The sequence below is a fragment of the Alteromonas sp. BMJM2 genome (assembly GCF_027257845.1).
Classification (GTDB): domain Bacteria; phylum Pseudomonadota; class Gammaproteobacteria; order Enterobacterales; family Alteromonadaceae; genus Alteromonas.
In genome coordinates this window covers 127,686-142,933 of the sequence record NZ_JAPVOT010000008.1, presented here as the reverse complement: position 1 = coordinate 142,933, position 15,248 = coordinate 127,686, and the positions used below count along the sequence as shown (strand labels likewise).

8 protein-coding genes are annotated in these 15,248 nt (G+C 44.4%); all 8 read left to right on the top strand.

All coding sequences use genetic code 11. From position 1 onward, the window contains the following. Entirely contained in the window at nt 1–1,368 is a 1,368-nt protein-coding gene (locus tag O9X84_RS10890; RefSeq protein ID WP_269519779.1) for a DUF1329 domain-containing protein, read from the top strand. 79 nt (nt 1,369–1,447) lie between these two features. After that, nucleotides 1,448–2,494 (top strand): WD40/YVTN/BNR-like repeat-containing protein, encoded by a 1,047-nt coding sequence (locus tag O9X84_RS10885; protein WP_269519777.1) that lies wholly within the window; start codon nt 1,448–1,450, stop codon nt 2,492–2,494. Nucleotides 2,495–2,509: 15 nt separating this feature from the next. Next, nucleotides 2,510–4,828 (top strand): efflux RND transporter permease subunit, encoded by a 2,319-nt coding sequence (locus O9X84_RS10880; RefSeq protein ID WP_269519776.1) that lies wholly within the window; start codon nt 2,510–2,512, stop codon nt 4,826–4,828. A gap of 174 nt (nt 4,829–5,002) precedes the next feature. Next, nucleotides 5,003–9,841, top strand: a complete 4,839-nt coding sequence (locus tag O9X84_RS10875; protein ID WP_269519775.1) for an NAD-glutamate dehydrogenase — start codon at nt 5,003–5,005, stop codon at nt 9,839–9,841. 71 nt (nt 9,842–9,912) lie between these two features. After that, on the top strand, nt 9,913–10,920 hold the full coding sequence (gene pyrD, locus O9X84_RS10870; RefSeq protein WP_269519774.1) for a quinone-dependent dihydroorotate dehydrogenase: 1,008 nt from the start codon (nt 9,913–9,915) through the stop codon (nt 10,918–10,920). Nucleotides 10,921–10,982: 62 nt separating this feature from the next. After that, a complete protein-coding gene (rlmKL, locus tag O9X84_RS10865; RefSeq protein WP_269519773.1) occupies nt 10,983–13,079 on the top strand; it encodes a bifunctional 23S rRNA (guanine(2069)-N(7))-methyltransferase RlmK/23S rRNA (guanine(2445)-N(2))-methyltransferase RlmL in 2,097 nt (698 codons plus the stop codon). Then, complete coding sequence (locus tag O9X84_RS10860; protein ID WP_269519843.1) at nt 13,076–13,309, top strand: glutaredoxin family protein; 234 nt, start codon at nt 13,076–13,078, stop codon at nt 13,307–13,309. The genes rlmKL and O9X84_RS10860 overlap by 4 nt, the downstream gene beginning before the upstream one ends. Then, a complete protein-coding gene (gene uup, locus O9X84_RS10855; RefSeq protein WP_269519772.1) occupies nt 13,306–15,246 on the top strand; it encodes an ATP-binding cassette ATPase Uup in 1,941 nt (646 codons plus the stop codon). Before O9X84_RS10860 ends, uup begins: the two co-directional genes overlap by 4 nt. Nucleotides 15,247–15,248: the final 2 nt, after the last annotated feature.

The following is a 15,248-nucleotide window of genomic DNA, read 5'->3' as shown; positions in this document are numbered from 1 at the left end:
ATGATTAGAAAAGTAGGAATTATTGCAGCAGCCTTGTCACTTGCCTTATCTGGTGCAAGCGCCATGGCGAAAGTCACAGATGCCGAAGCCGGTAAACTGGGTAAAGAGTTAACCCCACTCGGTGGTGAAGTTGCTGCCAATGCAGACGGTAGTATTCCGGCGTGGACAGGGGGTATTACTTCTGCACCAGCAGGGTATACAGTGGGCGACCATCACCCGGATCCGTACCCTGAAGATAAAGTATTATTTGAAATTACTGCAAAGAACTACAAAGAGTATTCTGAGTATCTGTCTGAAGGGCAGATGAAAATGTTTGAGACCTATCCAGAGACGTTCCGCATGCCGGTATATCCGACACGTCGCTCTGCTTCAAACCCGCAGGATATTTATGACGCAACTAAAGCGAATGCCACTCGTGCTGAGCTGTTAGACGGTGGTAATGGTATTAAGGGCGCTGCGATTGGTATTCCTTTTCCTATCCCACAAAATGGGCTAGAGGCAATTTGGAACCATATTCTTCGCTATCGTGGTGCTGCGGTTCAACGTAACGGCGGACAAGCGGCGGTTACCACTGGCGGTGACTATAACGTTATCGGATTTGATGAGCAGCTGCTCATTAAATACGCAGAAGATAATGCGACGCCTGAACAGCTAACAGAAGACAACGTGTTGTTTATGTTCAAGCAAAAAGTAACTCAGCCAGCGCGTTTGGCAGGGACAGCCTTGCTTGTTCACGAAACCGTTGACCAAGTTAAGGAACCACGTAAAGCATGGACATATAATACCGGACAGCGTCGTGTTCGTCTTGCACCAAACATTGCTTACGATACACCGGGAACGGCGGCTGATGGCCTGCGTACCACCGATGATTTCGATATGTTTAATGGCTCGCCAAACCGTTATGACTGGAACTTGGTTGGTAAGCAAGAAATGTACGTAGCGTATAACAACTATGCATTACATTCTGATAACGCAAGTTATGAAAACATTCTGACGCCAAATCACGTTAATCCTGATTTGACGCGTTGGGAAAAACACCGTGTTTGGGTGGTTGAAGCTACGTTGAAAGAAGGCTTCCGCCATATCTATCAAAAACGTGTGTTCTTCATTGATGAAGACAGCTGGCAGATTCAAGTTGCTGATATGTATGATAATCGTGGCGAACTATATCGTGTTGCAGTAGCGTATGGTGTAAACTACTACGAAGTACCAACTCAATGGTCTACACTTGATTCGTACCATGACTTGAATTCTCGTAGATATCTAGCCATCGGCCTAGACAACGAAGAGCAAATGTACGACTTTACTGTACGTCCTCGAGATGTTGAGTTTACGCCGCAAGCATTGCGACGAGAAGGTATGCGCTAATCGGCTTACACACCAAACGGTTGGCACTTGCCAACCGTTTTTGTTTGCAGACAATTATTATTAGGGGGAATGGTTCAATATGAAAAAAACCATTGCAGCGTGCATTGCCGCCGCCTTTGCAGTCAATAACGTAAGCACTGCAATCGCTGAAGAAGCATTTATGGCACCGTTGGTAGAACAGTCTGTTCTGCTCGATATTGACGCTGATCAGTTTGTTGTTATTGTCGGTGAACGTGGTCATGTACTTATTTCTGAAAACGGAGACGTTTTCGAACAAAAACGAGTGCCAACTCAATCAACGCTTACCGCTACAACCGTAGTCGGTGACAATATATGGGCGGTAGGTCACGACGCCGTTATTATTCATTCATCTGACAAAGGTGAATCGTGGGAGGTGCAGCAATACCAACCTGATTTACAGCGTCCGTTTCTCGACGTGCTCTTTTTTGACGAAATGCAGGGCGTTGCCGCAGGGGCATATGGCTTGTTTTACCGTACTGACGATGGCGGAAAAACATGGAACGCAGAACGCCATGCAACCTTGCTAGACCCATACGATAGAGAATATTTGGAAGACATCCGAAAAGAAGACGAAGCCTTTTATCTACAAGAACTGGAATCTATTCTTCCCCATATTAATCGCATTACGCTAGACGGCAATACCCTGTATCTTGCTGGTGAAGCCGGTTTATTGGCTAAAAGCACTGACATGGGCAAGTCGTGGGAACGCTACAGCGTTGATTACACCGGTTCGTTTTTTGATATCAAGCCACTTGACGATAATTCAGTGCTAGCGGTTGGTTTGCGCGGCAATATGTTCATTAATCACAATGAATCGTCGTGGGAATATATTCAAACGTGCTCAACCAGTACGCTAAATTCAATTCTTGTTAGCTCAGACTCTGTTGTTTATGCCCTTGGCAACAACGGCAAAATGGTGAAGGCTAACAGACCAATACCCACGAGTATGCGCGACCCTTACGCAAATCCTGTTGATTGTAAGCCCGGGGAAGGTATTTCGGTGTCTCAGATTGAAGATAAAGCTGCAATTCTTAATGCTAAGCAGTTCAAAGGCCTGAATCTCGCGGTCTCAGCGAATGGCGTTAAAACGTTGAATTTAAAATAGGGCAGAATAAAAGCAATGACCCATTTTCTCGAAAAATTAGTCTTCAGTAACCGAAAGCTTGTGGTAGCACTATTCGCTATCGCAACGGTGTTTCTGGGCTATCAAGCTTCTCAAATGCGATTAGACGCTGGTTTTGAAAAAAACATTCCTCTTAATCATGAATACATGCAGACCTATATTGAACATCGCCAAGATTTTGGTGGTGCAAACAATATTCTTGTGTCTGTATGTGACAAAAACGATGATATTTTTAACAAGAATTTTTTCGACACATTAAAAAATGTGCACGACCAACTTTTCTTTATCAACGGCGTCAATCGCTCATTGGTGATATCGCTGTTTTCGCCGTCTACTCGATTTACTGAAATTGTTGAGGGCGGATTTGCTGGCGGTCCAGTTATTCCTGCAGACTTTAACTCCTCTAACCCAGAGGCATTGGAGCTAGTTGCGGCAAATATTGAAAAAGCCAATATTGTTGGACGACAAGTTGCAAGCGATTACAGCTGTGCAATGGTGACGGCGCAATTACTAGATATTGACCCTCAAACCGGCGAACCGCTCGATACACTAGCCCTTGCGGCAGAGTTAGAAGAGCAGCTTCGCGGCCAATTTGAAAACGAAGATACGTCGATTCATATCATTGGCTTTGCCAAGATGATTGGAGACGTAGCCGATGGTGCCAAAGACGTACTGGTATTCTTTGCCATCGCCATTGGTATTACTGCCATCATGGTGTACTTCTTCTCTCGCAGCATAATGTTAACAGTATTGCCACTACTGTGTTCTGTGATTGCCGTTATCTGGCAGCTTGGTCTACTCACCTCTATCGGCTTTGGTATGGATCCTATGTCTATACTTGTCCCGTTTTTAGTGTTTGCCATCGGCGTAAGCCATGGTGTGCAAATGATAAATGCAGTAGAGAAACAAGCGGTAACGGGTATAGGTGCTAAAAAAGCATCCATGGCAGCATTTAGAAGCTTACTTGTGCCAGGCGGTATTGCACTGCTCTCTGACACCGTTGGTTTCATGACCCTTCTGGTTATCGATATTGGTATCATCCGAGAGCTAGCGATTACAGCGAGTATGGGTGTAGCGGTTATTATTTTAACTAACTTACTGTTACTTCCTGTATTGATGAGCTTCTTGAAGCTTGACGAACGCTATGTAGAAAAGTTTGCTGGCAAGGAAAAAGCTAACAGTAAGTTCTGGGATATGATTGCTGCTTGTTCACGTAAGAAACCCGCTGCAATTATATTAATAATTACCGCTATCTTATTTATGTTTGGTCAATTCCAAGCGCAAAAAATGAAAATCGGTGATTTACATGCCGGTGCACCAGCGCTTCACGAAGACTCTCGGTATAACCAAGACACCTTCTTAATTACCGATAAATACGAAGTGACCGTTGACTACATTTCTATTTTGGTAGAAACCACGCCTGAAGCGTGTACATCACACAATGTCATGAAAGCCATGGACGACTTCCAGTGGAAAATGGAGAATACCAAAGGCGTTCAGTCTGCAGTGTCTCTAGCGTCAGTCGCAAAAATTGTGAATGCGGGTTACAACGAAGGCAATGTGAAGTGGCAGGTTATTCCACGAAACCAACAAACATTGGTTCAAGCTATATCTCGTATACCTACATCATCAGGTCTGTTAAACGGCGATTGCTCTGTGATGCCCATCATTCTATTTATGGAAGATCACAAGGCAGAAACTATCTCTCGCGTTGTTGATGCGGTTAAAGATTATCGTACAGAATATGAAACTGACGATATGAAGTTTAGCTTAGCGTCTGGTCCGGTGGGTGTTATGGCTGCAACGAACGAAGCGGTTAGCGAAGCGCAAGATCCAATGATGCTATATGTATTCGGTGCGGTCATCGCTTTATGCTTAATCAGCTTCCGTTCAATACGCGCTACATTAGTGGTTGTTATACCGCTTTACGTAGTGTCGGTGCTGGCCCAAGCATTGATGACCTATCTGCAAATTGGTCTCACCGTCTCTACCTTACCAGTTATCGCACTGGGTGTGGGAATAGGGGTGGACTATGGTATTTATATACTATCGACCAAGAGCCTTATGTTGAAGCAGGGTGCAACGGTACAAGAAGCCTATTTCGCAGCGCTTAAAGAGCGCGGCAGTGCGGTGTTATTTACCGGGGTAACGTTAGCAATTGGCGTTAGCACATGGGTATTCTCATCGCTCAAATTCCAAATGGATATGGGAATACTGCTCACATTTATGTTCGTTGTTAACATGCTTGGTGCAATAATTGTACTACCAGCGTTAGCTAGGTTCCTCTGGTGGAACAAAAATGACCCTGGTGCATAAATTATTTTTGCATAGCTAATCAAAAAAAAGGGCCTTTAGGCCCTTTTTTTAGGTGTTTTCTGCATAGTTATCTATGCTGTTAATATAAGGTTAAAAAGGGGCTTTTAATAAGCCGCTTTATTAGAGAAAATACAAAGGTTTTCAGCACTTACGATATTACTAAAAGGTTAACAAATGACAGTCACCTCACAGCGACACTCAGTACTGCTAGATAATGTATTCGCACTTATCGATAAAAAAGTAGATACGAAGCAGAAGTCTCTTGTGCAGCAATTCGGACGTCTGTTGTATAAAAACATATCAAGCGATGATTTAGAAAATCGCAACGACAGCGATCTTTACGGTGCAACTCTGAGTTTATGGAATGCACTTTCTCGATTCGATAACTCTGCGCCCCATATACGCGTCTTTAATCCAGAAATTGCAAAACACGGTTGGCACTCAAGCCACACTATTGTTGAAGTGATTGTGTCTGACATGCCGTTCCTCGTTGATTCGGTTCGAATGTCGCTGAATAGACTGAACATAACTGCACATTTATTTTTGCACAGCCCCATAGGCATTAAGCGTGACAACAGCAACAAGGTAGAAAGCTTTTCTGAGCAGGGTAAAACGCTGGAAGGTGCGAAAAAAGAAACCGTTATTTTTATAGAAGTTGACCGTCAAACTTCCAAAAAAGATATCGACATACTGACGAAAGAGCTTCACTCAGTGGTCGATGAAGTATCACTGGCCGTGGCTGATTGGCAAGATATGACCAGCACACTGCACACGGTAATTAAAACCAGCGAATCGTTTAACTGGCCCGTGTCCGGTGAGCAAAAAGACCAGATAAATCGCTTTCTAAACTGGTTGGGCGATCATAACTTCACCATGATGGGCTACCGTTATTACGATGTAAAAGCCATAGAAGGTGACCATCGCTGGATCCCTAAAAACGATAGTAGCCTAGGTTTACTAAAGAACTCCGTCAATAACCGCGAGCGTCTTTTATCGAAGCTTCCAGCCTCAGCTCGCAGTGAAGCGTTAAGTGAAAATCCCCTCATTTTAACCAAGACCAATACTCGGGCTCGCGTTCATCGCCCCGCGTATATGGATTATATCGGTGTGAAAGTTTTCAACAATAATGGCCAAGTGGTCGGTGAGCACCGCTTCCTAGGGCTGTATTCGGCATCGTTTTATAACCAAAGCGTTATTGAACTGCCAATTTTAAGAGAAAAGATTCAGCTAATCTGTGCCTTATCAGGCTTCGAGCCTGGTACTCACGCATACAAGGCGTTTGTTAACATTGTAGAAACTTACCCAAGAGATGAGCTATTGCAAACGCCAGCACAGGAGTTAGCTCAAATTGTCATGGGTATTTTCCAAATGCAGGAGCGAGGGATTTCTCGCTTATTCATACGCAAAGATACCTTTGGTCGCTTTTTCTCGTGCATGGTATTTGTACCAAGAGAGCGCTATAACACGCAGTTGCGTAAAGAGACGCAAGAACTATTAAAGGTGTCGCTTAACGCATCAGAAGAGGTGGAGTTTACAACCTTCTTCTCTGAATCTGTTTATGCAAGAACACACTACATAGCGCGAGTTAACGATAACAATGCGGAATTTGATGTGAAGGAAATAGAACAAAATATCATCGAGCTTACCAAAACATGGAATGACAGGCTTGCGTCAGCTATTTCAGCATCTCACGGCGAGGCGTCTGGAAAGTCATTAGAGCGTAAATATAGCAATGCATTTTCTCGCAGCTACATGGAACACAACCTGCCATCTGCAGCGTTGGTAGACATGGGTAAATTGGAGATGCTAGACGATAAACATACCTTAGATATGTTGTTCTATCGGCCCCAAGAAGAAGACTCTGAGAGTCAAATTGTTAAACTTAAATTGTTCCACCGTGCAGAGCCCATCCATCTGTCGGATGTACTGCCAATGCTGGAAAACTTTGGGTTACGCGTAATTGACGAGAGCCCATATAAAATAACGTGTTCAGGTGGTGAGCATAACTGGATCATGGATTTCAAAATGCTGCACAAAAGCGGGCAGCATTTCGACATGGAAAACGCCCAAATACTGTTTCAAGATGCGTTTGCCAAAGTGTGGTACAACACCCTAGAAGATGACGCGTTTAACCGGTTAATTCTCGGTGCAAATCTCACCGGACGCCGAGTGACTATTTTGCGTGCCTACGCAAAATATATGCGCCAAACCGGCAGTTCATTCAGCCACGATTACATTGCTAATACGTTAGCCAATTACACTGACATTGCTCGCTTGTTAGTCGACTTCTTTGACCAGCGCTTTAATCCGAATAAAAAACGCAACAAGAAAAAAGAAGACGCAATACTGGCCGATATTAAATCGCAGTTAGACGGCGTTAATAATCTTGATGATGACAGAATCATTCGCCGTTATTTAGATATGATGTCAGCGACACTGAGAACTAACTTCTATCAGCTTGATGAGTCTGAGAACGAAAAGTCTTATGTCTCGTTTAAAATGCTTCCAGAACTTATTCCGGACATGCCGTTACCTCGTCCTAAGTACGAAATTTTTGTGTATAGCCCTCGGGTTGAAGGTGTGCACCTTAGAGGTGGTAAAGTAGCCCGTGGTGGCTTGCGTTGGTCAGACCGTCAAGAAGATTTCCGTACAGAAGTGCTTGGTCTAGTAAAAGCCCAGCAAGTTAAAAATACGGTTATTGTTCCCGTTGGTGCAAAAGGTGGTTTTGTCTGTAAGAAATCTCCAGTGGAGCAAGGTCGTGAAGCTATTCAAGAGGAAGGAAAAGCGTGCTACCGTATTTTCATAACTAGTTTGTTGGACATTACTGACAATATTGTAAACGGTGAAATTATACCGCCAAAAGATGTAGTGCGACTAGATGACGACGACCCTTATCTTGTTGTTGCCGCAGATAAAGGAACGGCAACCTTTTCTGATATTGCTAATGGTATCGCAGAAGAATTTAACTTTTGGTTAGGCGACGCATTTGCCTCAGGTGGCAGCATTGGCTACGACCATAAGAAAATGGGTATTACCGCTAGAGGTGGCTGGGAGTCTGTTAAGCGACACTTCCGCGAAATGGGCGTAAACTGCCAAACTACCGATTTCACTTGTATCGGTGTGGGTGACATGGCGGGTGATGTATTTGGAAATGGTATGTTGTTATCTGAGCATACAAAGCTTATCTGTGCATTTAACCACCTACATATATTTTTCGACCCTAATCCAAATGCAGCAGACAGCTATAAAGAGCGTCAGCGCTTATTTGAAAACCCAAGGTTGTCGTGGGAAGACTACGACAGCAAATTGATTTCGAAAGGCGGTGGTATATTTAACCGCTCAGCTAAGTCTATTAAGCTAACCCCAGAAATGAAAAAATGGTTAGGCACTAGACAACAAACCATGACACCCAACGAGCTTATTCATAATGTATTGAAGATGCCTGTCGATTTAATGTGGAATGGCGGTATCGGTACTTACATTAAGAGCTCTAAAGAATCACATTCTGCGGTGGGCGATCGCGCTAACGACGACTTACGGGTAAACGGTAAAGACGTTCAGGCGAAAATTGTGGGTGAGGGGGGGAACCTCGGTGTTACTCAACTAGGTCGTATTGAATACGCTGCTAACGGCGGTAGAGTCAACACTGACTTTATCGATAATGTGGGCGGTGTTGATTGCTCTGATAACGAAGTCAACATCAAAATACTGCTTAATAGTCTAGTTAATGACGGTGAGCTTACAATCAAGCAACGCAACAAGCTGCTTTATGATATGACTGATGATGTGTCTGCCATTGTGCTTAAAGATTGCTATCGTCAAACCCAGTCTATTTCAATTACTGAATTAGCTGGTGTAAAACAGCTTAAAGAGCAACTTCGCTTTATCCACGGATTAGAAAGGGAAGGGCAATTAAACAGAGAGCTTGAGTTTATTCCAAGTGATGATGAAATTTCAGATCGCGTTGCTACAGACCAAGGTTTAACGCGCCCTGAACTAAGTGTGTTAATTGCCTACGGCAAAATGGTGATGAAAGATGCGCTCAATATTACTGAGATCACTGAAAATCCCTATCATGCTCGCCTGTTGTTAGAGGCATTCCCTGAAGTGCTTCGCAGCCGCTTTAACGAACATATGCAGCAGCATCCACTGCGCGGTGAAATTATTGCCACCAAATTAACCAATAATATGGTTAACGATATGGGTTTGAATTTCGTTTTCCGCTTACAGGAAGAAACCGGCGCCAGCGTAAGCGAAATTGCCGACGCCTATGCAATTGTTCACGGTATTTTTAATATGGACAGCCTATGGAGCCGTATCGAAGATTTAGACAATGTCATTTGTGCCAAGCTTCAACTTACGATGCTTGATGAAGCAAGGCGCATTATGCGCAGAGGCGCCCGTTGGTATATTCGACACGGCGATAAAGCTCAGTCTATAGAAGACGCCATCGAAAACTATCGCGGTACGTTCGATACCTTGTCAAAGAACCTTCAGCACTATTTGGTGGAAAGTGAATATTCGCAACTTGAGGCTACTACGCAGAAATATATCGAGCAAGACGTGCCCCATGATATTGCCTATCAAGTAGCCAGCTTCTCGAACATGTTCTCTAGTTTCGATTTGGCACAAATTGTTGATGCTGATAAACATGAGACCGATGTGGTCGCTAAGCTTTATTATCAACTTGGTTCGAGATTGGAACTGCATTGGTTCCTTGACCAAATCAATAATCAGGCAGTAAGCAACCATTGGCAAGCTCTTGCTCGTGCATCTTATAGAGAAGAGCTGGATTGGCAGCAGCGTTCTATTGCCGCTAACTTGCTGCAATCACGCACCGATGTTGCAGATGCCGATCAAATTCTTGATGATTGGATAGACAGCAACCAAGTGTTGTTAAAGCGCTGGTATCACATGATGTCTGAGTTTAAAACGAGCACAACGCACGAATTTGCGAAGTTTTCTGTCGCTTTACGTGAATTGATGCTTTTAAGCGTGAAGTCTAACCATTAGAATACACGCACCTTAATGATTTAAGCCCTGTTCAACAGGGCTTTTTTATATTAGCGAGCGTTAGAATACCCATGCAATCTTTAGTGCAAAAGCTGCTCCTTCAGTGTGAACCTGAAAAAAGCCACGATCTTACTATTAACTGGCTGAATAAAACGCAACATACACCGCTGAAATGGATGTACAGCACCACGCCTATTGCAAAACCAGTGACGGTAGCAGGAATTAAGTTTGATAACCCAGTGGGTCTTGCTGCAGGGTTAGACAAAAACGGTGATTGCATAGATGCATTCTCAAGCATGGGCTTTGGCTTTGTTGAGATTGGCACCGTTACGCCTCGTCCACAGCCGGGTAACCCTAAGCCACGCTTATTTCGCCTACCTGAAAAGCAAGCCATTATCAATCGCATGGGTTTTAACAACAAAGGTGTTGACCACCTGATTGAACAAGTGAAAGAAGCCAAATTCAAAGGTCCCATCGGCATCAATATTGGTAAAAATAAAGATACCGAAGACGCCAAGGCTCTAGAAGATTACCTTATTTGCCTAAACAAGGTTTATCCGTACGCCAGCTATATCACAATCAATATTTCGTCGCCTAATACGCCAGGGCTACGAAATCTACAGTACGGCGAAGCATTAGACTCACTGCTTGTAGGTCTTAAAGCCGCTCAAGAAACGCTAACGCAGACACACAGTAAATATGTGCCCATGTTCATTAAAATCGCCCCTGATTTGAGCGATGAAGAGATAAACAGTATTGCGGTATCTTTGATGAACAGCAAAATGGATGGGGTCATTGCCACGAATACAACGCTGTCTCGTGATGCAGTGCAAGGTTTAGCCCATGCTAATGAAATGGGCGGGCTTAGCGGTTCAGTGATGACTGACATGAGTTTACAAGTAACCAAGAAATTAAATAAAGCATTGGACAAAGCTATGCCTATTATCGGCGTAGGGGGTATAGATTCGCCTGAGTCTGCTCAGGCACGCCTAGATGCTGGTGCATCCTTGGTCCAGTTATACTCGGCCTTTATTTATCAAGGTCCATCGCTCGTTAAACGTATCGTAAACGCGTTATAATACCCCCGAACTCTCATAAAGTGCGCACGTGCTAATGTCGTGCGCCAGTTACAGGTAAATGAATGAATACAATTCTGGTTACAACCAGCCGCGGTCTCGACGAACTACTTAAACAAGAAGTGCTCACTTTGTGTCCTGAGGCACAAATAAAGCAAGCTCCTGGTATGCTTCAGTTCGAGGGCTCTAAAGAAGACGCCTATAAACTCTGCTTATGGTCGCGACTGGCTAACCGAGTAATTTGGGTTTTAGCATCGGGCAAAGCAAATAACGCCGAAAGCCTTTACGATACGGCAATGACCGTAGATTGGCAGATGCAAATGGACTCTAGGCATACGCTGTCTGTTCAATTTGTGGGAACTAATTTTGCGATAAAAAACACCCAGTTTGGGGCTGTTCGTATTAAAGATGCCATCGTTGATACGTTTGTTGAAGAAGGTTTGGCAAGGCCGTCTGTTGAGCGCAGACACCCTGACATTTCCGTTTACGCCCGCTTGCAACGTGACAACGTTATTATCGGTATAGATTTGGCGGGGGCGAGCTTGCATCAACGTGCATACCGACAAGAAGCGGGTGATGCGCCTCTTAAAGAGCATATTGCTTGCGCCATGCTGATGCGAAGCGGTTGGACTGAAAACACCGATGCGCCATTAGTCGATTTAATGTGCGGCTCGGGCACTATCGCCATTGAGGCTGCGTATATCGCGCGTAATATCGCTCCGGGGATTAAGCGTTCATACTGGGGTTTCACCAAGTGGTTAGGTCACGAAGAGAGTACGTGGGACAACCTCGTTGATGACGCCTTAGACAATCAAAAGCCTTCTACTAGCGGTATCTATGCTGCCGATTTTAGCCGTAAAATGATTTCAATCGCAAAAGCCAATGCTGATTTTGCGGGGGTTTACAACGATATTGGCTTTAGTCAGCAAGATGCCACCAAATCATCACCACCTATCGCTACACCAGGGTACATTGTGTCAAACCCGCCCTACGGTGAGCGATTAGGGGAACTGACGTCTCTTATTCCGTTATTCAGCGAATGGGGCAAGCGTTTTAAAGAAGCGTGGAAAGGCTGGCATGTATCCCTTTTAAGCAGTAACCGAGACTTGTTGCGAGTACTTAAGCTGCGCGCGAGCAAAGACTACGCAATGAATAACGGTAAGCTAGAATGTCGTTTAGCTAACTATGTGTTAAACGAAGAAAATACCGTTCAGTTCAGCGAAGACACCGGTAACCATGAATTTGCTAATCGCCTTAAGAAAAATCTTAAAAAACTCAAACCTTGGTTAAAAAGCGCAGATACAAACTGCTATCGCATTTATGACGCTGACTTGCCTGACTACAACGTGGCCGTGGATAAGTATGGCGATTGGTTAGTGGTACAAGAGTACGCACCACCTAAGACAGTGTCAGAAGATAAGGCGCGCAGACGCCTTCAAGAAGTGCTGTTGCATTTACCCGCAGTAACGGGCATTGCGCCTAAAAACATTGTGTTAAAAGTGCGTAGCCAGCAAAAAGGCACTAAGCAATACGAAAAATTTAATCAGTCTGGCGATATGATGGAAGTGTATGAGAACGGCGCACGTTTCTTAGTAAACCTGACGGATTACTTAGATACCGGTTTGTTCTTAGACCATCGCGATACCCGCCAGATTGTTATGAATATGGCCAAGGGCAAAGACGTGCTTAATCTGTTTTCTTACACGGGCAGCGTGTCGGTATTCGCGGCAAAAGGCGGTGCGAAATCAGTCACCACCGTGGATATGTCGAACACCTATCTAGACTGGGCGAAGAAAAATGTAGCGCTTAATAAGCTTGATGGGCCTCACGCTTTTGTTCAGGCCGACTGTACAACCTGGTTGGCGGATCACAAAGGCAAGTACGACCTGATATTTATCGACCCACCTTCGTTTTCGAATTCCAAGCGCATGAGCAATACGTGGGACGTTCAGCGTGACCATGTTGATATGTTAACTCGGGCAAAAGCCTGTTTAAATGAAAACGGTACAGTTATCTTTTCTAACAACAAGCGCGGATTTAAACTTGATACCCAAGCCCTTGAGGCCCTTGGATTTGGTATTGAAAATATTACGGCAAAGACCATTCCTGAAGACTTTGCCAGAAAGGGTAAAATTCATCAGTGCTGGACATTGCAGGCGTGAAGATATTTTTCTATACGGGACCACAATGCGGTTTGTGCGACCTAGCTGACGTCGAGCTTGCGAAAACCAGCGTGTTTTCGTCGCTAACAGTAGAGAAAGTAAATATAAGAGACAGCACCGAGCTTTATCATCTTTATGGTGCACGCATTCCCGTATTAAAACGGGAAGACACAAACAAAGAAATCGGTTGGCCTTTTGACAGTGCCGACCTGGAGGCATTTCTGCAGTGAGTATTTTGCAGTTAAAAAATATTACGGTTATTTATGGCAACCCGCCGCTATTAGACGGTATTGAACTTGTGGTACAGCCGAAGGAAAGGGTGTGTCTTGTTGGTCGAAATGGCAGTGGAAAATCAACGTTGATGAAGGTTATCTCTGGTGACATCATTGCCGACGATGGCCAGCGAATTATTGAGAACAACACAGTAATTGCGCGTTTAGAGCAAGACCCGCCGCAAACCACTGACGTCACCTTGTTTGATTACGTGGCAGAGGGGTTATCTGACATTGGCGAGACGCTTAAAGACTATTTTCATCAAACTCGATTGGTTGGTGAAGATCCCAGCGAAGCTAATCTCAATAAATTACAGCGTTTACAAGAAACCTTAGAAGCACGTGATGCTTGGCAATTTGAACAACAAATTGAACAAACCCTTACCATGCTTAAACTTGAGCCAGAAACGTCGTTATCGACGCTTTCCGGTGGTTGGAGAAGAAAAGCGGCGCTGGCAAGAGCACTTGTACGTTCGCCTGATCTATTGCTTCTTGATGAGCCGACTAACCACTTAGACATTGAAATGATCAAGTGGCTAGAATCAAGCTTGAGCAATTACAATGGTGCCATTGTGTTTGTGAGTCATGACCGAGCATTTATTCGTTCTATGGCGACCCGTATTATTGATCTAGACCGCGGCGGCATCACCAGCTACCCAGGCAATTACGAAACCTATTTAGAGAAAAAACAGCACGACCTTGAAGTCGAAGCTTCGCAAAACGCTGAGTTTGATAAAAAACTAGCGCAAGAAGAAGTGTGGATACGACAGGGTATTAAAGCCCGTCGCACAAGAAATGAAGGTCGCGTAAGAGCGCTTAAAAAATTACGTGATGAACGCAAGGCGCGCCGCGCAGTGCAAGGAAGTGCAGTGGTAAACCAGCACCAAGGTGCACGCTCTGGCAAAATGGTCTTCGAAGTTGAAAACCTTTCCTACAACATTGGTGAGCTTTGCATTGTTAAAGATTTGAGCCTGAATGTACTAAGAGGCGACAAGCTCGCGCTTATCGGCCCTAACGGCAGTGGTAAAAGTACGCTCATCAAATTGCTGTTAGGCGAGCTAGAAGCAAATAGTGGTAACTGCAAGCGAGGTACAAATTTAGAAGTCGCGTACTTCGACCAGCACAGGCATGGTCTTGATTTAGAGCAGACAGTGATTGACGCTGTGGGCGATGGCAAACGAGATTTAATGGTTAACGGTCACCCCAGACATGTTATCAGTTATCTGCAAGATTATCTCTTTACACCAGAGCGTGTAAATGCGCCGGTGAAGTCACTTTCTGGCGGAGAAAAAAATCGCCTTATGCTGGCTAAGCTTATGCTTAAACCCAGCAACCTGTTAGTTCTCGATGAACCGACTAACGATCTGGATGTTGAAACACTGGAAATGTTAGAAACCCTGCTTAACGAATATACAGGTACTGTGTTACTTGTGAGCCACGATAGGGAATTTGTGGATAATGTAGCAAATAGCAGTTTAGTATTTGAAGGTGAGGGAAGACTCCGTGAGTTTATTGGGGGTTTCACTGACGTTGAAAGCTGGTATAAAGGGCAGCAGGAAAAACGCCTTCAGGTTGAAAAAGAAGAAAAAGCGAAGTCTAGGAATGAAACTAATTCAAGTTCAGATAGTCCTAGTGCTAAGCCTTCACCCCGCAAGGCTAAAAAGTTATCATACAAAGACCAACGTGAACTGGAATCACTTCCCGCCGAGCTAGAAAGTCTTGAGGCCGAGCTAGAAGCGATGCAAGAACAGGTAAACGACCCTGAATTCTTCAAAAAAGACAGTGACACCACTGCAAAAGCCTTAGCGCTTTTAGCAGATCAAGAATTATTGTTGTCCCAAAAATATGCGCGATGGGATGAATTAGAAAGTATGCTGGAAGATAATCAGCAGTAAAT

Coding starts and splice junctions, on each gene's coding strand:
- O9X84_RS10890 (WP_269519779.1), top strand. CDS start 1: ATGATTAGAAAAGTAGGAATTATTGCAGCAGCCTTGTCACTTGCCTTA.
- O9X84_RS10885 (WP_269519777.1), top strand. CDS start 1,448: ATGAAAAAAACCATTGCAGCGTGCATTGCCGCCGCCTTTGCAGTCAAT.
- O9X84_RS10880 (WP_269519776.1), top strand. CDS start 2,510: ATGACCCATTTTCTCGAAAAATTAGTCTTCAGTAACCGAAAGCTTGTG.
- O9X84_RS10875 (WP_269519775.1), top strand. CDS start 5,003: ATGACAGTCACCTCACAGCGACACTCAGTACTGCTAGATAATGTATTC.
- pyrD (WP_269519774.1), top strand. CDS start 9,913: ATGCAATCTTTAGTGCAAAAGCTGCTCCTTCAGTGTGAACCTGAAAAA.
- rlmKL (WP_269519773.1), top strand. CDS start 10,983: ATGAATACAATTCTGGTTACAACCAGCCGCGGTCTCGACGAACTACTT.